This is a genomic window from Halopseudomonas sp., assembly GCF_041579695.1.
Taxonomy (GTDB): domain Bacteria; phylum Pseudomonadota; class Gammaproteobacteria; order Pseudomonadales; family Pseudomonadaceae; genus Halopseudomonas.
Map to the genome: position 1 here is coordinate 19,811 of NZ_JBFGFI010000005.1, position 23,032 is coordinate 42,842.

At 60.4% G+C, this 23,032-nt stretch carries 22 protein-coding genes; 13 read left to right on the forward strand and 9 right to left on the reverse strand.

Features of this window, described 5'->3' with window-relative positions; translation table 11 throughout:
- Positions 1-6: 6 nt before the first annotated feature.
- Entirely contained in the window at positions 7-444 is a 438-nt protein-coding gene (locus ABYA88_RS02390) for a hypothetical protein (protein ID WP_373185151.1), read from the reverse strand.
- A 144-nt stretch (positions 445-588) separates the two neighbouring features.
- Here ABYA88_RS02390 and ABYA88_RS02395 point away from each other — a divergent pair, with 144 nt between their 5' ends.
- A complete protein-coding gene (locus ABYA88_RS02395; protein ID WP_373185153.1) occupies positions 589-1,371 on the forward strand; it encodes an SDR family oxidoreductase in 783 nt (260 codons plus the stop codon).
- Positions 1,372-1,428: 57 nt separating this feature from the next.
- On the opposite strand, the gene ABYA88_RS02400 is transcribed toward ABYA88_RS02395, so the two are convergent.
- Both ABYA88_RS02400 and ABYA88_RS02405 read right to left on the reverse strand, forming a co-directional pair.
- Positions 1,429-1,878, reverse strand: a complete 450-nt coding sequence (locus ABYA88_RS02400) for a DUF2489 domain-containing protein (RefSeq protein WP_373185155.1) — start codon at positions 1,876-1,878, stop codon at positions 1,429-1,431.
- A gap of 3 nt (positions 1,879-1,881) precedes the next feature.
- Positions 1,882-2,352, reverse strand: coding sequence for an LEA type 2 family protein (locus tag ABYA88_RS02405; protein ID WP_373185157.1), 471 nt, complete (start codon positions 2,350-2,352; stop codon positions 1,882-1,884).
- A gap of 119 nt (positions 2,353-2,471) precedes the next feature.
- On the opposite strand from ABYA88_RS02405, the gene ABYA88_RS02410 reads away from it, so the two are divergent.
- Complete coding sequence (locus ABYA88_RS02410; protein ID WP_373185159.1) at positions 2,472-3,026, forward strand: hypothetical protein; 555 nt, start codon at positions 2,472-2,474, stop codon at positions 3,024-3,026.
- Positions 3,027-3,069: 43 nt separating this feature from the next.
- On the opposite strand, the gene ABYA88_RS02415 is transcribed toward ABYA88_RS02410, so the two are convergent.
- Together ABYA88_RS02415 and ABYA88_RS02420 are read right to left on the reverse strand one after the other, a co-directional pair.
- Positions 3,070-3,543 carry a YchJ family protein gene (locus ABYA88_RS02415; protein ID WP_373185161.1) on the reverse strand — a complete coding sequence of 158 codons (474 nt, stop codon included), beginning with the start codon at positions 3,541-3,543 and terminating at the stop codon, positions 3,070-3,072.
- Between the two features lie 2 nt (positions 3,544-3,545).
- A complete protein-coding gene (locus tag ABYA88_RS02420; RefSeq protein WP_373185163.1) occupies positions 3,546-4,031 on the reverse strand; it encodes a DUF6231 family protein in 486 nt (161 codons plus the stop codon).
- A gap of 191 nt (positions 4,032-4,222) precedes the next feature.
- On the opposite strand from ABYA88_RS02420, the gene dinG reads away from it, so the two are divergent.
- The 4 genes from dinG to ABYA88_RS02440 all read left to right on the forward strand — a co-directional run bounded on the left by dinG (position 4,223) and on the right by ABYA88_RS02440 (position 9,209).
- Complete coding sequence (dinG, locus tag ABYA88_RS02425) at positions 4,223-6,355, forward strand: ATP-dependent DNA helicase DinG (RefSeq protein ID WP_373185164.1); 2,133 nt, start codon at positions 4,223-4,225, stop codon at positions 6,353-6,355.
- Between the two features lie 77 nt (positions 6,356-6,432).
- Positions 6,433-7,605, forward strand: coding sequence for a serine hydrolase domain-containing protein (locus tag ABYA88_RS02430; RefSeq protein ID WP_373185166.1), 1,173 nt, complete (start codon positions 6,433-6,435; stop codon positions 7,603-7,605).
- A gap of 78 nt (positions 7,606-7,683) precedes the next feature.
- Entirely contained in the window at positions 7,684-8,325 is a 642-nt protein-coding gene (gene pdxH, locus ABYA88_RS02435; RefSeq protein WP_373185168.1) for a pyridoxamine 5'-phosphate oxidase, read from the forward strand.
- Positions 8,326-8,390: 65 nt separating this feature from the next.
- Positions 8,391-9,209 carry an SDR family oxidoreductase gene (locus ABYA88_RS02440; RefSeq protein WP_373185170.1) on the forward strand — a complete coding sequence of 273 codons (819 nt, stop codon included), beginning with the start codon at positions 8,391-8,393 and terminating at the stop codon, positions 9,207-9,209.
- On the opposite strand, the gene ABYA88_RS02445 is transcribed toward ABYA88_RS02440, so the two are convergent.
- Positions 9,193-10,440, reverse strand: coding sequence for a TIGR03862 family flavoprotein (locus tag ABYA88_RS02445; protein WP_373185172.1), 1,248 nt, complete (start codon positions 10,438-10,440; stop codon positions 9,193-9,195). The two genes, ABYA88_RS02440 and ABYA88_RS02445, sit on opposite strands and share 17 nt — an antisense overlap.
- Before the next feature lie 37 nt (positions 10,441-10,477).
- Positions 10,478-11,398, reverse strand: a complete 921-nt coding sequence (locus ABYA88_RS02450) for a histone deacetylase (protein ID WP_373185174.1) — start codon at positions 11,396-11,398, stop codon at positions 10,478-10,480.
- Positions 11,399-11,580: 182 nt separating this feature from the next.
- Between ABYA88_RS02450 and tesB the strand changes: the two genes are divergently transcribed.
- The 4 genes from tesB to ABYA88_RS02470 all read left to right on the forward strand — a co-directional run bounded on the left by tesB (position 11,581) and on the right by ABYA88_RS02470 (position 16,263).
- Positions 11,581-12,444, forward strand: a complete 864-nt coding sequence (gene tesB / locus ABYA88_RS02455; protein ID WP_373185177.1) for an acyl-CoA thioesterase II — start codon at positions 11,581-11,583, stop codon at positions 12,442-12,444.
- Positions 12,445-12,447: 3 nt separating this feature from the next.
- Positions 12,448-13,047 (forward strand): HAD family hydrolase, encoded by a 600-nt coding sequence (locus ABYA88_RS02460; RefSeq protein WP_373185179.1) that lies wholly within the window; start codon positions 12,448-12,450, stop codon positions 13,045-13,047.
- A 203-nt stretch (positions 13,048-13,250) separates the two neighbouring features.
- On the forward strand, positions 13,251-14,180 hold the full coding sequence (locus tag ABYA88_RS02465; RefSeq protein ID WP_373185181.1) for an HDOD domain-containing protein: 930 nt from the start codon (positions 13,251-13,253) through the stop codon (positions 14,178-14,180).
- 46 nt (positions 14,181-14,226) lie between these two features.
- Entirely contained in the window at positions 14,227-16,263 is a 2,037-nt protein-coding gene (locus ABYA88_RS02470) for an LTA synthase family protein (protein WP_373185183.1), read from the forward strand.
- Positions 16,264-16,304: 41 nt separating this feature from the next.
- Here ABYA88_RS02470 and nadC read toward each other — a convergent pair whose 3' ends face one another.
- Positions 16,305-17,153, reverse strand: coding sequence for a carboxylating nicotinate-nucleotide diphosphorylase (gene nadC, locus ABYA88_RS02475; protein ID WP_373185186.1), 849 nt, complete (start codon positions 17,151-17,153; stop codon positions 16,305-16,307).
- Between the two features lie 92 nt (positions 17,154-17,245).
- The gene (locus tag ABYA88_RS02480) at positions 17,246-18,613 is read right to left on the reverse strand and encodes an alanine/glycine:cation symporter family protein (RefSeq protein ID WP_373185188.1); all 1,368 of its coding nucleotides are present in this window, start codon (positions 18,611-18,613) and stop codon (positions 17,246-17,248) included.
- 344 nt (positions 18,614-18,957) lie between these two features.
- Between ABYA88_RS02480 and ABYA88_RS02485 the strand changes: the two genes are divergently transcribed.
- From ABYA88_RS02485 to ampE, 3 genes are all read left to right on the forward strand, one after another.
- Positions 18,958-21,393 carry a DUF1631 domain-containing protein gene (locus ABYA88_RS02485; protein WP_373185190.1) on the forward strand — a complete coding sequence of 812 codons (2,436 nt, stop codon included), beginning with the start codon at positions 18,958-18,960 and terminating at the stop codon, positions 21,391-21,393.
- A 63-nt stretch (positions 21,394-21,456) separates the two neighbouring features.
- A complete protein-coding gene (gene ampD / locus ABYA88_RS02490) occupies positions 21,457-22,029 on the forward strand; it encodes a 1,6-anhydro-N-acetylmuramyl-L-alanine amidase AmpD (protein WP_373185192.1) in 573 nt (190 codons plus the stop codon).
- Positions 22,026-22,865, forward strand: coding sequence for a regulatory signaling modulator protein AmpE (gene ampE / locus ABYA88_RS02495; RefSeq protein ID WP_373185194.1), 840 nt, complete (start codon positions 22,026-22,028; stop codon positions 22,863-22,865). Before ampD ends, ampE begins: the two co-directional genes overlap by 4 nt.
- Positions 22,866-23,032: the final 167 nt, after the last annotated feature.

Consider the following 23,032-nt stretch of genomic DNA (forward strand, 5'->3'; position numbering starts at 1 on the left):
ATCGCTTCAGTCCTGCTGTTTGGCGCATGCTGGGCACAGGTGGTTCTCACCCTTGGGTATCCAGCCCAATTCCGCGATGCGCAGAACCGCTTTTGCCGTGCGCGCTGGCAGATCGTCGGCGTCGAGCGCCAGAAACTCGAAGGCCTGCTCCCTGGCGCAGTTGTCGCAGCGGATTGACCAGCCAAGCACGGCATGCCCGCGCAGATCAGGACCTTTCGCGGTTGCGGTCCACTGGCCCGGCGGATTGATCAGATAGCGTACCTTGTCGACCAGCAGGGACATCGGCAGCTCGCGGCTGCCTTTCACCGTGCATATCAGGGTGTCGCCCGGCTGCACGCCGCCGCCCTGGCCGGTAACCTGGTAGAGACCCGCGGCCAGGGTACGGCACTCGATCAGCGTGTGTGCCGGACTGAAAAGGCTGTGCCTGAAGTCGTGTTGAGCCATGAAAATCACCGGGAAGAGGGAGTTGGCATGATAACACCCGAGGCGGGTGGTATATCACCCACATCACTGATGGTCGGTGGGTTCGCCCGGACCAGCTATGATGTAGCCACACTCGTACCATAGTCACAGCAAAGAGGATATTCCATGAGCGTCAAGCAACTGTTCGATCTGACCGGCAAGGTTGCCCTGATCACTGGCGGAACCAAAGGGCTTGGCCTGCAGATGGCCGAAGCGCTGGGCGAGCAGGGCGCGAAAGTGTTCATCAGCGCGCGTAATGGCGCCGAAGTCGATGAAGTCGTTGCCCAATTAAATGCCCAGGGCGTGGAAGCCGGCGGTATCGCCTGCGATCTGGGCAAGCTGGATACTCAGCCGGTTCAGACCCTGGTCGATGCGGTCGAAGCCAAGTTCGGTACGGTTGATATCTTGATCAACAATGCCGGCACCAGCTGGGGCCAGCCCGCCGAAGAGCATAGCTACGAAGGCTGGCAGAAGGTAATGACCCTGAATGTCGACGTCTGTTTCCTTATGGCGCAGGAAGTGGGTCGCCGATTCATGATTCCGCGCCGCTCGGGCAAGATTATCAATATTGCATCGATAGCCGGCTTCAAGGGTAACCGCGCCAACTCCGGCATTCATACTGTCGCCTACAACACCAGCAAGGCCGCAGCGATCAATCTGACCCGTGCGTTAGCGGGCGAATGGGGCGCCTACAACATCAACGTCAATGCCATCTGCCCGGGTTACTTCCCGACCAAGATGGCCAAGGGGCTGGAGAAGGTGACGGACCTGATCAAGCAAGGCACTCCGCTGGGTCGTATTGGCGGTGAAGAAGACATCAAGGGGCCAGCAGTATTCCTGGCATCCGAGGCTTCTCGCCATGTAACCGGTCAGGCCATCGCGGTAGATGGTGGTAATTCCGTAGTCTGATACAGGCACTGCCGGGCCAGGCGCCCGGCATTCTGGCAGCGTGCGCGGTCGATCGACTCAGCGGACGCTGGCCAGACCTCTGCTCAATTCCGTTGCGACATTTTCCAGGCGCGACTTGTGGCTTTGCTCGATCGTCGCCATTAACTCTTCATGCTCCTTGCGCTGTGCCCGCGGCAGGTCTTTCCAAGCCTGATGGGTGGGTATATGAGCAGTGGCATCGTAAACCGTCTCGAACACGGTGAGATCGAGAGCCTCGCGGCGGGGCCCCGTGTAGTTGTCCAGCAATACCTTGATGCGGATGGCCCCTTCAATCGGCGGGAGCTGGCCGCTTGCCAGGCTCTGCGCCAGGAACTCTATATCCGCGGCCAGCCGCTGCTCGCGTTCGCGACGCAGCGACTGCTCGGTTTGCGTCCTGCGACGCACCTGTAGCCAGAGAAAGGCTGCATAGAGTGCCAGTGCAAGAATGATTGCCAGCCCTGCGAGGGTCAGCCAGTTCAATATCGTCATTATTCAGAAACTCAGGTCGGCGGGATCCAGCGTGCCCTCTTCGCGGAGCTTGAGCGTGGGCGAGAAGAACAGACCGGTACGGATATGGCCTTCTATCCGGTAATCCACGGCTTGTTGATTTTCAATCAGTCTGACGATGTCGCCAACGTGACGCCAGAGGTTGGAGCGCACATTCAATTCAAAATATTCCGAGCCGTAGGCCGGAACATTGAACCTGCTGTCGCTGAGGCCGGTTGCCAGGCGAGCATCGTTGAGATAGATCTCGTATCGCATGCCGCGGATGGGCAGGCTGCGGTCGTTGGGATTGTCCACCCGCAGGCGCAGCCGGAAGGACTGCTCCCACAGATTGGCCTTGAGCATCTCGACATTGGCCAGGGCGATGTCGGGCTTGGTGTAGGAGTGTCCGAACATGGCGCATCCGGTCAACAGCGACAGGCCAGCCACCAGAACGATAGTCGAAACGATTCTGCGCATGGGTTCCCTCCTGGAGTGGGGCAGGCTGCCTGATACAAGTTGCTGGAGCGCCTGCGTCTGTCCATACTAATCAAATGGCGTACAGGGTGCAGGACTAATCATTGCAAGGGAGAGACACGATGCCTCTTTTCGAAATCGCTTTTCAGGGAAAGGTCCGCGCTGGCGTGACGCAGGAGCAGGCCAGGGCGCGTATCGGCCAGCTGTTCCAGGTCGGCGGACAACAGCTCGATGTGCTTTTTTCCGGGCGTCGGGTGGTGATCAAGCAGGGCCTGGACGAGACCGCCGCGGAGAAATATCGGCAGGCCATTGAGCGGGCCGGTGCGCTCTGCAGTATCGATCCGATGGACGCAGGGCCGGCTTCCGACTCGGCACCGGTCGAGACGCCAGCGCAACCGGCGACTGCTGCATCCGTCACGCCAGCGGCGCCCCGGTCCGGAGGCGCCTCGGTCGAGCCGCGTGATGCCTATATGGCCGCCTTCAAGGATGTCGAGGCACCCGACTTCGATATCGCCCCGGTGGGTAGCGATATACAGGACGAATACGATGCCTTTACGCCGCTGCCAATCGACCTGTCGGCATTGAGCCTGGCACCGCCTGGTGCCGACCTGGACGAGCTCAAGCGCTCCAGCGACGCCAGGGTGCCTAATACGGACCATCTGAAACTGCAAGATTGAGCTGAGCTGTTCAGGCAGCCGACCGCCTGGAAGATTGCGTTGCTCAGACCGCGCAGCAGCGTTTGAACTTTAACCCCGAGCCGCAAGGGCAGGGCGTATTGCGGCCGATCGCGGGCTGATGGTTCGGGTCGATGAAATACCAGCGCCGATCTTTTCTGACGAAGTCCGAACATTCGCGGTGCTGGCGTCGACTGCCGTCCGGGTCTGCCCAGTGCGCGGTAAAAGTGACCTGCGCACGATCGGCGCCGATCTCGGCGGTCCTTTCGATTTCCAGGCCAAGCCACTCGCTTTCCTGGCTCCATTGCGTCATCGCTGTTATATCAAGCTGCGCCTGTTGGGCGGGAAGAGTCGTCGCGATCAGATAGTCGATCAGTCCCAGGCAATAGGCGCAATAGCGCGAGCGCATGAGTAATTCTGCGCTTGCTGCCGGCAACCCGTGGTGAAACGGCCCGCAGCAATTGGCATAAGGCTGGTGACTGCCACAGGGGCAGAGCGCCATTGGACCTATAGGCTGCATGGTTACCACCAGTATCGGTCGAAGTTCTCCGGATTAGCCCAGTACTTGGCATTCAGCCAGTCAGGGACCGTCTTGTATTCCTTCAGATCGTAGGTAAACAGGGTCAGGCAGCGCTGGTCCTTCTCGAATCGGGCATCGCGCTGCATCGCCAGGCCATAGAAGTCACTGGCCTGCCATTCGGGCGCCTCAGCAAGCTCTACCAGCACCGCCATGCGGCTGACCGAGAGATTGCGCAGGCCCGCCAGCAGCTCGACCCCTTGACGCTTGTCCAGTCGTTCCAGTTGATCGGCTACTATGGCCAGGTCGTAGCGCTGATTCGCCAGATCATCCGGCAGCGGTGCCTGGCTGGTCTCGATCAGTTCACACTCCGGGTGTTCCTTTCTGTATGCCGCTACTGCCGGAATCGAATCGCTGCTGATGCAGAGCAGGCGTTTGGGCTGAAACTGGTCAAGAATGCCCAGCAGGGCATGGGTTGGCGTGGCGGACATTGGGTTTCCGGATGGCTGTTCGGTGGATGGAGAGTAATCATTGAATCGAGCTTACCCAGGATGTCCAGAATCTGGCCTGGAGCCTGAAGTGGCAACCCTTAACTGCAACCGGAGGTTACCTGCCGCCCACCAGCGGCGGCAAGCCCGCATTGGCGCGAAGTGGTATGATGCCGCCCTTGCCTGGAGCCCGCATGCTGAATGATGAACTGAAAAGCCAGATCCAGACGGCCTACCGCACCTTCCTCGAAAACAAGTCGCTGAAGCCACGCTATGGCCAGCGGGTGATGATCGCCGAGGTGGCCAAGCTGTTCGGCGGAATCAAGCTGGATGACGAAGGTCGACGCGACGGCGAGCCGGCGGTGGCCGTGGTCGAGGCCGGCACCGGTACCGGCAAGACGGTTGCGTATTGCCTGGCAGCGATTCCGATTGCCCGTCACCTGGGTAAACCCCTGGTTATTTCGACAGCTACAGTGGCGCTGCAGGAGCAGATTGTCCTCAAGGATCTGCCGGATATTCAGCGCAATGCCGGGCTGAATTTCCAGTTCTCTCTGGCCAAGGGGCGTGGGCGCTACGTCTGCCTGTCCAAGCTCGATCAGTTGCTCAGTGAAAACCAGTCCGTCGCCAGCCGGCAGCAGGGCTTTGCCGATGAGGGCTTCAACCTGGAAGTCGACGAGGCGGGGTTAAAGCTCTATACCAGCATGGTTGAATCCCTGGCTACCAGCAAATGGGACGGCGAGCGGGACTCCTGGCCCACGGCGCTGGCGGACCAGGACTGGTCGCGGCTGACTACCGATCATATCCAGTGCACCAATCGCCGCTGTGGCCACTTCAACCAGTGCGTGTTCTACAAGGCGCGCGAGGGCGTGCAAAAGGTCGATGTGATCGTGACCAATCATGATCTGGTGCTCTCTGATCTGGCGCTTGGCGGAGGTGCAATACTGCCCGACCCGCGTGACTGCCTGTACATCTTCGACGAAGGCCATCACCTGCCCGACAAGGCCATTGCGCACTTCGCGCATCACACGCGGATGGCTGCTACCGCCGACTGGCTCGATCAGCTGGACAAGAACCTGACCAAGCTGCTGGCGCAGAATCCGTTGCCGGGGGATTTCGGTCGTACGCTGGAGCAGGTACCGCAGATCGCGCGGGATCTGAAACCGCATCAGCAATTCATGGCCCAGGCCCTGACCGAAGTGTCCGACTTTGCCAGCGCCGAAGACCTGAGTGGTCAGGTACGCCCACAGCACCGGTTCAAGGATGGAGTTGTGCCGGAGCACCTGTGCGATATGGGTGTGGAGCTCAAGGCCGGGTTCGGCCGGATAACCGACCTGCTGCAGCGCCTGGTGGATCAGCTCAAGGAGGCGATGGATGGAGAGGCCGTTGGCGTCACCTCGCACCAGGCCGAAGAGTGGTATCCGCTGTTCGGTGCCTTGCTGGCGCGTTCGGAAGGTAACTGGACCCTGTGGACGCAGTTCTGTCTGGTCGATCCGCCGGACAAGCCGCCGACCGCGCGCTGGCTGACGCTGACCGAGCAAAACGATATAGAAGTGCACGTGAGTCCGATCCTGGCGGCCGACACGCTGCGTCAATTTCTCTGGCACAGCGCGTTCGGTTGTCTGGTGACTTCGGCCACGCTGACCGCACTGGGACGCTTTGACCGCTTCAGTCAGCGCGCCGGGCTGCCGCGCAGCGCGGTTTGCACCATGGCGCCGAGCCCGTTCAAATACGCCGAGAAGGGCGTGCTGCGGATTCCCGATATGGGCGCCGACCCGCGTGACAGTGCCGGCCACAGTGCCGCGATCATCCAGCATCTGCCGGCAATACTCGAGGAGGCGCTCGGCAGCCTGGTATTGTTTTCGTCGCGCCGGCAGATGCTCGAGGTTTACGCCGGACTGGGCGGAGCCTTTCGTGAGCGGATATTTGTACAGGGCGATTTGTCCAAACAGGAGCTGATCCGCCAGCACCGTTCCCGTGTGGATGACAAGCAGCAGAGCGTGATTTTCGGTCTTGCCAGTTTCGCCGAGGGCGTCGATCTGCCGGGCCGTTATTGCGAGCACGTGGTCATTGCCAAGATACCCTTTGCGGTGCCTGATGACCCGGTGGAAGCGGCGCTATCGGAGTGGATCGAGCGCAACGGCGGCAACCCCTTCATGGAGATCGCGGTGCCTGACGCCTGTCTGCGGCTGATCCAGGCCTGTGGCCGGTTGCTGCGCAATGAAGAGGACAGCGGTACGGTGACGCTACTCGATCGGCGCCTGGTGACTCAGCGCTACGGCAAGGCAATTCTCAATGCGCTGCCTCCCTTCCGCCGCGAAATCCAGTAGTACCTGCTTTAATGCTGAATTGCTTTTGAATCTGCGATTAAATGTGGGCCGTAAACAAAAATGACAACGGAGTTTCCATGAGCAACGTTCAGGGCTATTTCGATCCCCGTTTCGAGTCCGTGCGCGAGATCTTCGCGCAGCAGCAACAGGACCCTCAGGCACGCGGCAGTGCCCTGTGTGTGACCGTTGGCGGCGAGACCGTACTCGATCTCTGGCAGGGCGTGGTCGACAAGGACAATCAGCAGGTCTGGGAGCAGGACACCCTGGTCAATGTGTTTTCCTGCACCAAACCGCTGGGTGCCATTGCGGTGCTGCAGCAGGTGGAAGCCGGCAAGCTTGGCCTGGATGCGCCGCTGGCCGAGGTATGGCCCGAATTTGCCCAGGCCGCGAAGGAGCAGATCACTCTGCGCCAGATACTCAGCCACCAGTCCGGACTCTCCGCGATCACCGAGACCCTGCCGCCCGAAGCACTGTTCGACTGGGAAGCGATGAGCAATGCGCTGGCGGCCCAGCATCCCTGGTGGATGCCGGGGCAGGCTCATGGCTACGCCCCCGTGACATACGCCTGGCTGGTTGGCGAGCCGCTGCGCCGGGTCACTGATACTCGGCCGGGGCGCTATATCCAGGAGCACATCTGTCAGCCGCTGGGCATGGACTTCTTCGTAGGTGTACCGGATCAGGCATTGCCCCGGCTGGCCCATGTGTCGCGCCTGCGTAACCAGTTCGGCGACGAATATGCCCGCGCGCTCTTTGCCTCGATGGGTCAGCCCGAAGGGTTGGGGTTCAAGGCATTCGGGAACCCATCAAGCATGATGGTGAGTACCAACGAGCGTCAGTGGCAGCAGGCCGAGATACTGTCGGCCAACGGTACCGGCAATGCCCGGTCGCTGGCGCGCTTCTGGCAGGTCATGGCCCACGGCGGCAGCCTGGAGAGTACCCACCTGCTGGACCCGGAGTTGGTTGCGCAGATGCGCCGCGAGCATTCGCAGGGTATGGACCGCACGCTGCTGGCGCCGACCCGTTTCGGTCTGGGCGTAATGCTGGAGCAGGACTACGAGGGCGGTGGCTTTGGCATGGGGCCGCAGGCCTACGGTCATCCCGGTGCAGGCGGCTGTCTGGGATTCTGTGACCCTGACGCGCAGGTCGGGTTTGGCTATGTGACCAACGCGATGGGTCCCTATGTGTTAATGGATCCACGGGCTCTTGCCCTCAGCCGTGAAGTCTACAGATGCCTGCAGCGCGGTGATTGATACAAGCCTTGTCCAGGATCAATGCAGGCTGCGTCGGTAGTGCTAGGATTGGGTCACTGATCCTTGGGAGAACCTTCAATGAAGCCTGATATTGCCGACCTGCGCCGCAACTATACCCGTGACGGATTGCTTGAGGACAAGACGCCGACCGATCCTCTGAGCCTGTTCGCCACCTGGTTCGAGCAGGCGGTGGAGATCGAGTCCACCGAAGCCAATGCCATGATGCTGGCCAGCGTCGATGCTGACCATCAGCCACACCTGCGTACGCTGCTGTTAAAGGGTGCGGATGAGCGCGGCTTTGTGTTCTTTACCAATTATCAGAGCGCGAAAGGCCGCCAGTTGATCAGTCAGCCGAAGGCAGCCATGACTTTCTGGTGGCACGATCTGGAGCGTCAGGTGCGTATCGAGGGAGAGGTCGAGCGCATCAGCGATGAAGAGTCCGATGCCTATTATCACAGCCGTCCGGTGGGCAGCCGGCTCGGCGCCTGGGCTTCGCCGCAGAGTGAAGTTATTGCCAGTCGGCAGGTACTGGAGGACAAGCTTGCCGAGCTGGAAGTACGCTACGCACAAGAGGCTCCGCCGCGTCCGGAGCATTGGGGTGGTATGCGTCTGAAGCCCAGTATGATCGAATTCTGGCAGGGCCGGCCGAGTCGTCTGCATGATCGCCTTTGCTATCGTCTGGTCGACGGCCAATGGCTACGCGAGCGTCTGGCTCCCTAGCAGCTACCTTGCAGCCTGCCTCTTTTTGGCCCACTCTTTGAAGCAATAGCAGAGGGAGGACGGTGATGGCCAGAGGCATGTTTCAGCAGAAGGTGGTGGTAGTGACCGGCGGCTGTGCCGGGATCGGACGTGCCCTGGCGCTGCGTTTCGCCCAGGCTGGCGCGCGGATCGCGATACTCGATGTGCAGGATGAGCCGTTGGTCGCGTTTCGCGAACAGCTGATGACCAAGGTCAATGCCGAGGTTCTGGCCATTCACTGCGACGTCGCCGACGACGATGCCTGCCAGCAGGCGATCTGCCAGGTGATCGAGCATTTTGGCGGTATCGATGTGCTGATCAATAATGCCGGCATCACCCATCGCAGCGAGTTCAACGATACCGACCTGGAGGTCTTCCAGCGGATCATGGCGGTGAATTACTTCGGCGCCCTGCACTGTACCCGCCATGCGCTGGACAGCCTGATCGAGCGCAAGGGGCAGATTATTGTACTCAGCTCCATTTCCGGTTTTGCTCCCCTGCTGTATCGCAGCGCGTACAACGCCAGCAAGCACGCTTTGCACGGTCTGTTCGAGACGTTGCGGTTGGAGGTGCGCGAGCAGGGCGTCAATGTGATGCTGGTCAGCCCGGGCTATACTGCCACCGACATCCGCAAGAACGCGCTGGTGGGCGACGGCTCGATCAATCAGGCGAGCATAACGGCGCCATTCAAGGTGGCGTCGCCCAACGATGTGGCGGACGAAATCTATCTTGGTGCGGTGAAACGTAAACGTCTGCTGGTATTGTCCAATGTTGACTGGCGCGCACGCTTTCTGTCGCGGTTCTTTCCGCGATTGTTCGAACGTTGGATGCTGCCGCGGCTTTCTGGCGTCAAGATCGAGCGCTGAGCCAGTCCGCAGCGCCATTGCCGGCGGCCCGGCCGCTGGCGAAGCAGGCGGTCAGCAGGTATCCGCCCGTGGGCGCTTCCCAGTCGAGCATTTCCCCCGCACAGAATGTGCCCGGCAGGTTCCTGAGCATCAATCGTTGATCCACCGCTTCACGCATCACGCCGCCAGCCGTACTGATCGCTTCGTCCATTGGGCGGGTTGCATGCAGTCTGACCGTTACGCTCTTGATCCCCTGGGCGAGCCTGTGTGGATCGGCCATAGCGTCTGGCTCCAGGCACTCATGCAGCAGGGCGATTTTCAGCGGATCGAGTCCGGCGCGCTTGCGTAGTACCGATGAGAGTGACTGCCCGCGGCGCGGCTTCGCCAGTGCGTCGGTCAGTTCATGCTCGCTGCGATCCGGCGCCAGATCCAGTAGCAGTCGGGCACTGCCGGTGTTCATCTGCTCATCACGCAGCGGAGCGGATAGCGCATAGATCAGACTGCCCTCCAGTCCGTCATGGGTGACGACGCACTCGCCGCGCCGGCTCAGCGTGGAACCGTCGGCCAGGGTCACCGAGGCGATTACCTGTTTAAGTGGCGCGCCGGCGAAACGCTCGCTTAGATAGGTGCTCCAGTTGCCGGTGAAGCCGCAGTTGGCCGGCAACAGTTTGGCTATCGCTACGTTCTGATGACTCAGGGTCGCCACCCAGGCGCCGTCCGAGCCCAGGCGCGACCAGCTGCCCCCGCCCAGGGCGAGTATCGTGGCCGCATGCGTTTTCAGTGTTGGGCCGGAAGCTGTATCGAAGTGCAATTGCTGTTGCTCGTTCCAGCCGGTCCAGCGGTGTCGGGTATGCAGGCGGACCCCCGCCTCGCGCAGGCGCCGTAGCCAGGCCCGCAGCAGCGGTGCCGCTTTCATCTCGACCGGGAAAACCCGGCCCGAGGAGCCAACAAAGGTTTCTACCCCCTGCTCGTGCACCCATTCGCGCAACTGCCCGGCATCCATTTGCTGCAGCCAGGTCTCCACCCAGGGGGCGGCTTCCCGGTAACGGGCAACGAAGCGATCAGCTGCCTCGGAGTGGGTGATGTTCATGCCGCCAACGCCAGCGAGCAGGAACTTGCGTCCCGGCGACGGCATCGCGTCATAGATATCCACCTGGAACCCACGGTTGATCAGCGTTTCGGCGGCCATCAGTCCGGCCGGACCGGCGCCGATGACGGCGACACTGGAGGATAAGGGGGGGCTGACTGGCATGAGTGATCCGGTAGAACAGTGGCAGTGACCAGTCAGTCTAACCCAAAGCGCGCTCGCGCCAAATCTGCGCGGCGCTGTGGTGCAGCAACCCGTGACGACGGGCAAGGGCTTCACGGTCATTACTGTAGCCGCCGCCGATCACCGCGCATACGGGGATGCCCCGGCCCAGGCAATGCTCGATTACCATGCGGTCACGGCTGGCGATTCCGTTATCGGTCAGCCGCAGATAGCCGAGGGCGTCCTCCTGGTGCACATCCACACCGGCGTCATACAGCACGATGTCGGGCTGGTAAATCGGCAGCAGATAACCCAGTACATCGTCGACTACCTTCAGATAGCCGCGGTCATCCAGCCGACGGGGTAACGGGATGTCCCAGTCGCTGGCGGCCTTGCGCGCCGGGAAGTTGTTTTCGCAGTGCAGGGACACGGTGATGGCATCGATGTCGTCCTCGAGGATCCGGGCAGTGCCGTCACCCTGGTGCACATCGCAGTCAAAAATCAGCACTCGGCCAACCTTGCCGCTGGCCAGCAGGTAGCGGCTGATTATCGCAAGGTCGTTGAAGATGCAAAAACCCGAAGCAAAATCGTAATGGGCATGGTGGGTCCCGCCGGCCAGATGGCAGGCCAGGCCATATTGCAATGCCAGCTCGGCGGTCAGCAACGAGCCACCCACGGCGCGGGTCGTGCGCTGCACCAGCGCATCGCTCCAGGGTAGCCCCATGCGGCGGAGTTCCGAAACCTCCAGCCCGTTGCTGCAAAAGCGGTTTACATAACCCGGATCATGCGCCAGGCAGAGCAGTTCACGGCTGGCCGGCTGCGGCTGGTGCAGGTTGTCGTCATGCAGTGCGCCGGTGGCGCGCAGATGGTCATGCAGCCGGACGAACTTGTCCATCGGAAAGCGATGGCCCGTGGGAAACACGAAGCTGTAATCGGAGTGATATACCAGGGGTAGATCCATGCATCAGTGCCATTGAGCGGGTAGGCTGGCAGTATGAGTGCCCGGAGCACCGGGCAACAAGCGCGCAGCCATTACCAAAAGCTGCAGGTTAGCGGTTAGAATGTCCCGCTTTGCGACACTCGGTCGCACCCCTATCTGTTTGCCGGTTCTGCGGGGCCGCTGTTGTCGAGGAACTCATTGCCATGACCGAAATGCTGGATGATCTGGTTAGCCTGCTGGCGCTGGAGAAAATCGAGGAAAACCTGTTTCGCGGCAGGAGCCAGGACCTGGGCTTCAAGCAGCTGTTTGGTGGCCAGGTACTGGGCCAGTCCCTCTCTGCCGCGAGTCAGACTGTAGATGCCGAACGTCACGTGCATTCGGTGCATGGCTATTTTCTGCGCGCTGGCGATGCCACCCTGCCTATTGTCTATCAGGTCGATCCCCTGCGCGATGGCGGCAGTTTCACCACCCGACGGGTGCAGGCGATCCAGAAGGGCAAGCCGATCTTCACGATGATCTCGTCTTTTCAGGGTGACGAGGAGGGCTACAGCCATCAGGCGCAGATGCCCGATGTGCCGCCGCCGGAGGAGCTGCGCAACGAAACCGAGCTGACCCGTGATCATCAGCACCTGATACACGAGAAGGTGCGTGACAAGGTTCTGGTCGACAAGCCGATCGAAATCCGGCCAGTGGGCGTATTCAATCCCTTCGATCCGCAGCCATCGGCTCCGGTGCGGCATATGTGGTTCCGCGCTGATGGTCGCCTGCCGGACGACCCGCAATTGCATCGTTACCTGCTGGCCTATGCATCGGATTTCCACCTGCTCGGCACTGCGATGCTGCCCCACGGTATTTCTTCCTGGTCGCGGGATATGCAGGTAGCCAGTCTGGATCATTCGCTCTGGTTCCATCAGGCGCTGCGCATGGATGACTGGTTGCTCTATGCCATGGACAGCCCCTCGGCGAGCGGATCCCGCGGTCTTTCCCGTGGGCAGATATTTACCCGCGACGGCCTGCTCGTGGCTTCTGTTACCCAGGAGTCACTGATGCGCGAGCGGGAGCGCTGAACAATGCATGAGATCAAGGCCTGGATATTCGATCTGGATGGTACCTTGACGCTGGCCCAGCACGACTTTCCGGCCATCCGGCGAGAACTTGGCATTCCTGCCGAGGAGGATATTCTCGGTTATCTGGCACGCTTGCCGGAAAAGCAGGCCCGTGAACTGAGCGAGCGGCTCGATGCCATCGAGCTGCGTCTGGCGCGTGAAGTGACCCCGGCCCCCGGCGCCGCCAGACTGATCCGGTATCTGTGCGCGCGCGGTAATCACGTGGGCATCCTCACCCGCAACCTTCATGGGGTGGCCGTATCGTCGCTCGATGTGCTGGGTATTGCCGACTGCTTTGCGCCCGAGCATGTTCTCGGCCGCGCCGAAGCCCTGCCCAAGCCCGATCCGGCGGGTATCCAGCATCTTCTCGACCTCTGGTCGGTGTCTCCGCAAGAGGCTGTGATGGTGGGTGATTTTCGTTTCGACCTGGAGGCAGGGCGCGCCGCGGGGTGTCGAACCTGCCTGTTGCATGAACACAACGGTTGGCCCGAGCTGGCTGACTGGCACCTGCCCGACTGCGAGGGGCTGCTTGTATACCTGGAGCGCCCGGCGAACAGCCGTTGATAGCTGCGCAGGGGCGCAAGCAGAGACCTCTTCGCACGCAGTCACAAAACGCTATCATGTGCCAGCATGGCGCCATCGCCTAGTTACACGGACTGTTACGAATGTGGATCAAGATAAAATCGTTTGTTTGCTCCTTCCGACGAATCCTGCTGGCAGTCGGGGGGGAGGCGGTCTCGATTCCGCCTTCGCCGGTCGGCGCTGATGTGAAATCGGCTAGCGATCAACCTGTTGACGAGCGCATTGAACAGGCATTCATGGGAATGGTACTGGGTGTGCATTCGCCACAGAATAAGCCGCTGAACGATTTTGAACGCAGGGCGCTGAAGGCCTTTAGTGCGCTGTTGGACAGCGACCTGGCAGATAATCGCCTGATTCCGCGTCTGCCCTCAGTGCTGCCGCGCCTGATGAGCTACTTCCGCGACCCATCTACAACCTCCAAGGAGCTGGCTCAGCTGATCGAGCAGGATATCGTTTCGGTAAGTGAGGTCATCCGCCTGGCTAACAGCCCCTTCTATCGCAGGGCCAGCGAAGCGCGCAGTCTTGAACAGGCCGTGTTGGTGCTGGGCGAGAGGGGGTTGCGGCAGATGGTCGCGAACCTGCTCGTGCGGCCTATTTTCAGTGAGCGGCAGGGCCATTTCAGTGCCATTGCCGGCTTGCTGCTCTGGGAACAGTCGGGGAAAACCGCCCTGATTGCCTCGGCTCTGGCTCGTCAGGAGCAGGGCGACGAGTTCAATGCCTACCTGGCAGGCATTTCCAGCAATCTTGGTCTGCTCATCGGTTGCCGGGTGCTGGACAGGCTTTTCGACGGCAGCCAGACACCCAGTAGCCTGGCGTTTCGTGCGCAGTGGCTGGGTGTTGCCCGGCAGCTGACCGCAAGGGTCGCTCGGGCATGGGAGTTCCCCGCTGCGACCTGCGCCGTTCTGACCCAGCTGGGCAGGCTGGAGCCGTCCCGGTTGCCACCTGAGGCTATGCGGCTATACAGTGCGCAGCGCCTCAGCCAGTTTCAGGGATTGCAGAGTAGCGGTCGCCTGCCGGCAGCCGATCCGACACAGTCCGGATTGAATATCGCCGATGACCGGGTCTACGATCTGGCCATGGACATTCTCGCCCGTCTGGATGGCCGCAAGGGCTGAAGGGCGCAAGCTGAACCAACCGACAACATTTTTTCAGGAGCCTGCTATGGGCTGGTTACGATCTCGCCGCCTGCATTATTTTCTCGGCGCAGTAGTGATTCTCTTTGTACTGCTGGTCGCCCTGCGGGCGGTTTTTCTGTTCGGCTTCTCCTCAGTCAACCCGGGTGATGATCAGCCTTGGGGCCTGGTTCTGGAAACGCTCGGGATCGGTGTGCGCTTCGATCTGAGGCTGGCCATACTGCTGATGCTGCCCGCGATGCTCCTGGCCTGGCTGCCGGTATGGAATAGCCTGCGATCACCCTTGCTGCGCTGGGTCGGTCGTGCGTATCTGCTGATCGCACTGGCGATCGTACTGTTCATGTACATCATCGATTTCGGGCATTACGCCTATCTGGGCGTGCGTTTGAACGCCTCGGCACTGAAATTCCTTGAGGACGCGGGCATTTCCCGGCAGATGGTCTGGGAAAGCTACCCGGTTATCTGGATTGCGCTCGGCTGGCTGGTGATGCTGGTCGGGAGTTTCTGGGCGTTGTTGCGGCTTGAGCGCGAAACCCTTGATCGTCCCAGGACACACATCGGTCTGGGCTCGCGGATATGGGGCAGCTGTCTGATGGTGGTCGTTGTCTTTATGGCGATTCTTGGTCGCTTCAGTAATATCAATCTGGAAAATCCCGTGCCGTTACGCTGGAGCGATGCGTTCTTCTCCGGGGATAGCCAGTTGGGGGCTCTGGGGATCAACCCGGTCATCTTCTTCTACGACACCATTGCTATTCCTCAGGAACGCTACGATCTGGCCGAGGTGCGCAAGCACTACCCTGCGGTCAGCCAGTATCTCGGGGTCGAAGAGCCTGATCTGGAGGCCCTGACGCTGAACAGAAGCGTATCGGTGCAGCCGCACCGGCTCGCTACTTCTCAGCGTCCCAACGTGGTTTTCATCATGCTCGAATCGCTGGGCACCACCGCAATGGGTGCCTACGGCAATCCAATCAATCCGACCCCCAATCTCGACCGGATGGCCTCGGAGAGCTGGTTCTTCCGTCACTTCTACGTGCCGGTCACCGGTACCGCGAAGACGGTCTGGGCCAGTATTACCGGTATACCGGATGTCTCGCGGTCGGAGACTGCGACGCGCAACCCGCTCATTACCAATCAGCACACCCTGGTCAATGCGCTGGAAGGTTACAACAAGATATACACCATTGGCGGCAGCGCTGGATGGGCCAACATGAACGGTCTTATCCGCCAGAGCATCGACGACGTCACGCTCTACGAAGAGGGTTTCTGGCAGGCAGGTAACGCCGATGTCTGGGGTATCTCCGACCTGGATTTGTTCAGGGAAACCGACCAGCTGTTGCGTGGGCTTCCCCGCGATGAGCCCTTCTTCGCTTATATACAGACCGCCGGCAATCATCGACCCTTTACCATACCTCCCGAAAACGATGGTTTCGAAGTGCTTGAACCGAGCCTGGAAGAGGTTCAGGCGGCCGGCTCACGCAGCGTTGCCCAGTACAACGCGGTAAGGCTTCTGGATTTCAATATTGGTCGGTTGATGGAGATGGCGAAGGAGGGTGGTTACTTCGATAACACCATTTTTGTGATGTTCGGTGATCACAATACCCGCATCGCCAACATCGACTTCATGAAGCCGGCGTTCGATCAGTTGGGGCTTGAGAGCAACAATACGCCGTTGCTGATTTATGCGCCAAAACTGCTGCCGCCACGCGAGTTCGAGGGGGCTGTGGGGTTGGCGGATCTGTTGCCGACCATCGCGGGCCTGGTGGGTTACGAATATGACAACCGCACCATGGGCCGGGATATTCTGCAGCCCGCCCCGGAAGGCGAGCGCATAGTACCGCTGGTGTTGCGCGAAGGGACGTTCCCGTTGATCGGTGCAGTGAGCAAGGATTTCCTGTTGCAGATGAATTACGACGGCAGCGAGCCGAGTCTGCATGATCTGCACTCTGCCACGCCGCTGGACAACGTGGCAGACCGTTACCCGGACGAGTATCAGCGTCTCCTGCCATTGACCCGGGGGCTGTACGAGACCTCACGTTACATGCTGTACGAGAATGTGCGGGACTGATTGAACAGAAGGAAAGGAAAAACCGGCCAAGGCCGGTTTTTTTACATGCTCAGACGCATGGACAGGTCCACGGCCCTGATATCCTTGGTCAGACTGCCAATCGAGATGAAGTCCACGCCGGTGTCGGCAACGCTGCGCAGGGTAGCTTCGGTAATGCCACCTGAGGCTTCCAGTGCGGCCCGTCCTGCGGCCAGGCGAACTGCCTCGCGCATGTCGTCGTGGCTGAGCTCGTCAAGCATGATGATGTCGGCGCCGGCCTCGAGTGCCTGACGCAGTTCATCCAGGCTTTCTACTTCGACCTCGACCGGCTTGCCTGGTGCCAGATTGCGTGCCTGCGCGACCGCCTCGGCAATGCCGCCACAGGCCGCAATGTGGTTCTCCTTGATAAGGAAGGCGTCGAACAGACCGATGCGGTGGTTGTGGCAGCCGCCACAGGTCACCGCGTACTTCTGCGCCATGCGCAGACCAGGCAGGGTCTTGCGGGTGTCGAGTAGACGCACGCCGCTGCCTGCGACCAGATCGGCAAAGTGCCGGCTTCGGGTGGCGGTAGCCGACAGGGTCTGGATGAAGTTCATTGCGCTTCGCTCGGCGGTAAGCAGTCCACGGGCGGGTCCGGTCAGGTGACAGAAGACCTGATCCGGCTGCATGCGCTCACCATCGCGCACAAGCCATCGGGCCTGTATCTGCGGATCGACCTGACGAAATACTTCATCTGCCCAGGCGGTGCCGCACAGGATCGCCGACTCTCGGGTGAGTATGCTGGCGCTGGCATGGCGATCAGCGGGAATAAGCGCGGCGGTAATGTCGCCGGAACCGACATCCTCGGCAAGGGCCCGTCGCACGTCATCGACGATGATCGGTTGCAGGCTGTCCAGGGTCAGGTTAGGCATCTATGGGGCTCCGTCTGCATTGGCGTCAGCCGGAGAGTATACCTTATCAGGGACAGAACACCCGCCCGGGGAGGGCGGGTGAGGTAGCCGGCTTACTTGTCCTGCAGCTGGTTTGCGGGGTCGTTGAAGTAGTCTCTGGTCAGCTTGAACACCACTGGGCTGAGTAGCAGCAGGGCGATCAGGTTGGGGATTGCCATCAACGCATTCAAGGTGTCTGCTACCAGCCACAGGCTCCCCAGATCGACAATTGGGAGCGTACCCAGCGGAATCGCCAACACCCAGATTACCCGGAACGGAATGTTGGATTTTTCACCAAACAGGAACTGGGTGCATTTCTCGCCGTAGAAGCTCCAGCCAATGATGGTCGTGAAGGCAAAAATGGCCAGACCGATACTGACGATGTACTGTCCCCAGCCGCCGGGCAGGCCCAGATTGAATGCATGTGCCGACAGGGACGCACCGTTTTCGCCGCTTTGCCATGCGCCTGTGACCATGATGACCAGGCCGGTGATGGAGCATATAACGATGGTGTCGATAAAGGTGCCGAGCATGGCTACAGTGCCCTGCCGGACCGGGTTGCTGGTCTTCGCCGCAGCGTGGGCGATAGGCGCGCTGCCCAGGCCGGCTTCGTTGGAGAAAACACCGCGGGCAATACCGAATCGCATCGCAGCCCAGATTGTTGCTCCGGCAAAACCGCCAGCGGCTGCGGCCGGATTGAACGCATGGTAGAAAATCAGGCCGAAGGCTTCCGGCAGCTCTGCCGCATGCGTGATCAGGATGATCAGTCCGCCGCCGACATAGAACAGCGCCATGATCGGCACCAGCTTGCCGGCCACTTCGCCAATCCGCTTGATGCCGCCGATCAGTACCAGCGCAACCAGCACAGCGATAACAATCCCGGTGATCAGAGGTGAGACACCAAAGGTGCTTTGCAGGGCATCGGCCACCGAGTTGGACTGGATGGTGTTACCGATACCGAAACCTGCAAGCATGCCGAAGACTGCGAACAGCACGCCCAGCCACTTCCAGTTTTTGCCAAGCCCGTTCTTGATGTAGTACATCGGCCCGCCGACATGGTGACCAAGGGCGTCCTTTTCACGGAAGTGCACGGCCAGGGCCGCTTCGCAGAACTTGGTGGCCATACCTACTACTGCAATGGCCCACATCCAGAACAGCGCGCCCGGGCCGCCAAAGAACAGTGCCGTTGCCACGCCGGCAATGTTACCGGTCCCGACGGTGGCAGACAGTGCGGTCATCAGTGCATTGAAGGGGCTGATATCGCCTTCGGCGGTGCTTTTACGACCGCGCCAGAGCATCTTGAAACCGAATCCGAGCTTGCGCTGGGGGATCAGCTTCAGGCCCAGGGTAAGATACAGGCCAGTGCCTGCGAGCAGAGCAAGCATTGCCGGTCCCCAGACAATGCCGTTGATAGTGCCTACATACGCAATTAGTGCATCCATTGAAATGGCTCTCCATGGGTCTGTACTGTTATTTTAAGTTTTACCAGCCGGCACAGGATAGCCGGAGTTCGCCAAGGGGGTCTGCCCGCTGGCGTCCATTTGTGTCAGCAATGCGTCGGCGGTGTCCCGCTGACGTCGTCTCGATCTAATGCGCGGTTTATTAATGTGAACCCGTTCAAGGAACAGACAGTATGCGAAGGACATTCTGAAAAAGACTGTATACTTGGCTTAAATTTGACGCCAAATCCATGTCACATGGAAAATGGTGCGAGAGAATCATTTGCAGTAGAAGGGAACTCCGCTGGCGTTGGTCACGACGATCGCAGATCGTCCGGAGAATACATATGGCGCGCGATCCCAAAATTATCAGTATCGGCAACGCTGGCGCGACCAGCGAAGCCGATCTCGAACGGTCTTCGACCTTGCCCGCGCCTCTCAGGGCGGTGCGCAAGGAAGCCGTAGCCTTCATCAAGGCGCGGTTGTCAGCGCTTTTCGATAATGCTGACGACAGCCTTTTTGAGATGGCGGACCGGGCCGCGAGCAACACCGAGCAGGCGCTTTTTTTTGAGGCTATGCGAGCGGTACGCCTGCAGCGTCATGCACTCACTACTCGTTGCTGCCAGCGTATAGGCAAGGAGCTGGAGGCGCTGAACGATACGGGCTCCGCCGCCAGGCCCAAGCCTGTGACCAATTTTGCACTGGACACCCTGTCGCTGGTCCAGCCCGACGATCTGGAACAGACCGTGGCGCTGGACAGCATGGTTGGTCGTGTCGTAGAGCGTAACAAGCAGGCGCTTTCGCATCTGGCTATCAGGCTCAACAGTTTGGTCAAGGCGCCGGTGGATGAAGCTAGCAATCCCCTTGGTCCTGCGGTACTGGCGCAGATCTTCGTCGACGCTCTGGGCGAGATGACGCTGGATATCAAGGTGCGGTTGATTGTCCTCAAGCTATTCGAGCGTTATGTGTTCAATCCGATCGACCCGTTTTATGCCGCTGCCAATGCGCAACTGGTCAATGCCGGCGTACTGCCCGACCTCAAAAGTGCCAGTGCCCCACGGCGGCCACAGTTGTATTCCGGGCATGAAAGCCGCTCGACGATAGCGCAACCCGAAATGTCGGAGAGTGATGATCAGCAGCGCGTGCTGTCGCTGTTCAGCGAGCTGATCGGCAACTGGCGGCATGCCAGTGGCGATGCAGCGCTGTCACGCGTAGCCGGCCCAACTGCGGCGCCGCTGCAAAGCAGTGAACTGCTTAACGTATTGGCGCAGGTGCCGGTGGATGAACTGGCCGAAGGCGGCTTTCAGCGACAGGATCTGCGCATTCATATCAACCAGCTGTTGCAGGGGCAGCGCGATCACCAGGGCCAGCGGCGTTCGGTTGATCGCGTCGACGAAGACGTCATCAGTCTGGTTTCGATGCTGTTCGATTTTATTCTGGATGATCCCCAACTGCCCGCTGCCTTGAAGGTAATGATAGGACGTTTGCAGTTGCCGATTCTGCGTCTGGCGATTTCCGACAAACGTTTCTTCGGTCAGGCCAGTCACCCGGCGAGAAGGCTGCTGAACGAACTTGCCCGCGCCACTATGGGCTGGAACGACCAGGATGATCTGCGGCGTGATCAGTTGCATGTGTTGCTGGAGAGTATAGTCCAGCGCCTGCTTGCCGAGCCGGAGCCCCAGCCCGAGATGTTTGCCGCCATGCATGGTGAGCTGACCAGCTTCATCAATTCCGAGAAGCGCCGCTCCGATCGGCTGGAACAGCGCACCCGTGATGCCGAGGAGGGCAGGGCGCGCGTAGATGCTGCCCGTGGCGAAGTGGCCACGCGGCTAAACGGAATGCTGCTGGGCAAGACACTGCCGGTCTTTGTGGTAGATCTGCTGCGTGATACCTGGAGCCAGGTAATGCAGATGACCTGTCTGCGCGAAGGGGCTGATTCTGCTGCCATGCAGTCGGCTGAAGAGACCGCACGCAAACTGCTCTCGAGTGTCGAGCCTGTGGACGCAGGCGATGAGGGCGCACGCGAGACGCTCAATCAGCAAGTGCGCGCGGCCTTTGCCGATGGTTTGAGTCTGCTTGGCATGCATGCCGAGCAAGGCGCGCCGTTGCTGGTCCGGCTCAAGCAGTTGCAGCAGTCGATGCTGCTGGAGGCAAATGTTCGTCCCCAGGATGCTGACACAGCGCAGGCGCCTGCGAACGATGCCGATGCGACTGGCAATAACGCACCGCGGCCTCCTGTTAATGACAGCAGCGATTCAGTCGCTGTGCAAGATTCCGTGTCTGCGGTGCCTGAAGCGCCTGAGCTCATAGCGCCGCCGCAGGCCATTGCCGATGAAGAGCAAGCGCCGGCCCCGTCTCCGGTAGCGGAAATGCGGGAACCGCAGCGCAAGCAACCTGGGCCGGCCCGGATGCCGGTCATGGAAGTGCGAGAGCCGGTAATGGAAGAAGTAGCGTTGCCAGCTGCGGAGCCAGACGCCGAGGACCTGGATCCGCGGGCGAGCGCCTGGGTCGAACAACTGCACACCGGCAGCTGGTTCGAGTTTCGGCCCGATAGCCAGGCGCCGACCCAGCGCTGCAAGCTGGCTGCGGTAATCAGCTTCAGCGGCAAGTACATCTTCGTCAACCGTGGGGGTATGAAAGTCGCGGAATTTTCCCGGATCGAGCTGGGCCGACACCAAGCACTGGGGCTGATCAGGCTGCTCAATGACAATCAGCTTTTCGATCGGGCGCTGGAGTCAGTCATAGGTAATCTACGTCAATTGCAGTCCGGCAGGAACGCCTGATACAAGTTGTGCTATCCGTTGCACAGCCTGCTAGCATAGAGTTTTTGCCGGACATCCGAGGTCATGCAGATACGCATCGAAGACGGCTGGGTCAGTGGCGTGCAAACCTGCCCCTCGCCCCATTGCAACAGTCGCCCGCCAGCGGCCAGCATATCGCTGCTGGTCATCCATAACATCAGTCTGCCCCCCGGTCAGTATGGCGGAGGGTTCGTCCAGGAGTTCTTCACCGGCACCCTCGATCCGCATGCGCATCCCTATTTTGCAGAAATCGCATCGCTGCGCGTCTCGGCGCATTTTCTCATCGAGCGTCACGGAGAGATCACCCAGTTCGTTTCCTGTCTGCAGCGGGCCTGGCATGCGGGTGCCTCCTGCTTTGGCGGTTGTACTGACTGCAACGATTTTTCCATAGGTATTGAGCTTGAGGGCACGGATACTCAGCCTTACAGTGATGCCCAGTACCACAGCCTGGTGCTGCTGACCCAGGGACTGCAGGCCGCCTACCCCGAGATAACCTCCCGGCGTATTACCGGTCATGAATTCATTGCGCCGCAACGTAAGACCGATCCAGGTCCGGCCTTTGACTGGCAGCGTTATCTGGCAGGGCTGGCGGTCAAGGATGGGGGGCAGATCGCATGAGTTTTCTGGTTCTGCTACTGGTGGTACTGATACTGCGTTTTACCCCCTGGCGACAGGGTTTCCCGTTCGACGCGCTCGGACGCTGGGCGCGTGTGGTGCAGGAGAAATCCCGCCTGAGCCCGGTGTGGCAGACGCTGATATTGCTTGCTCTGCCATTGCTTTTGGCCGGTATCGTGCTCTGGGTTCTGCGCGGTCATGTATATGGACTGCTAACCCTGATTGCCCACGTGGCTCTGGTCCTGGTGGCGGTGGGGCGCAACGACCCGCTGGGGTCCATGGCGCTTGCCTTCGAGGAGGCCTGGCAGCGCGGCGACCAGGAGGCGGCCTATCATGTCGCCCGCCGCGATCTGCAGCTCGACAGCGCTGGCCCGAATGATTTGCTGCGCGGCGTCGATGCCAGCCTTGCCCGCGCGACCTTCAGAGACTACGTGACACCGGTATTTTGGTATCTGCTGCTCGGGCCCCTCGGGCCTCTGGGATACCGTCTGCTTGATCGATTTGAACAACAGCAGGAGCACTTTGACCAGGAACACCCGGCCCTGCCGGCCGTGATGCGCATCAGTCACGCACTCGAGTGGCTCCCATCACGCCTTTTCGCGTTGAGCCTGGCTCTGGTGGGCGACTTCGAGCGTACGCTTGGCCTGCTCAGGGGATGGCTGTTGCGCTGGGAAGTCAGTGCTGATCGGGTGGTGTCGGGCTGTGTTGCCGCCGCCCTGGGTGACGAGCAGCAAGCTGCCGGTGCGACCGCGTCAATCCTGCACCCGGTTCGTACGCTGCTCGCTCGTAGCCTGATGGTGTGGGCTGCTTGTATAGCATTCTTCAGCCTGTTTGGTTAAAGATGTCCGCAACCTTGCCGATAGCCCAGGGTGAGACAATCGAAGCAGGTTGGGTTCTGCCCGAGCGGTGGTATACAGGAAGAAACACGGTGGCGTCAGACCAGCCAGTATAATAAATCAAAGACCTGATATCAGGTCTTTGCCAGATGGGCTTCTTCCGTGCTTGG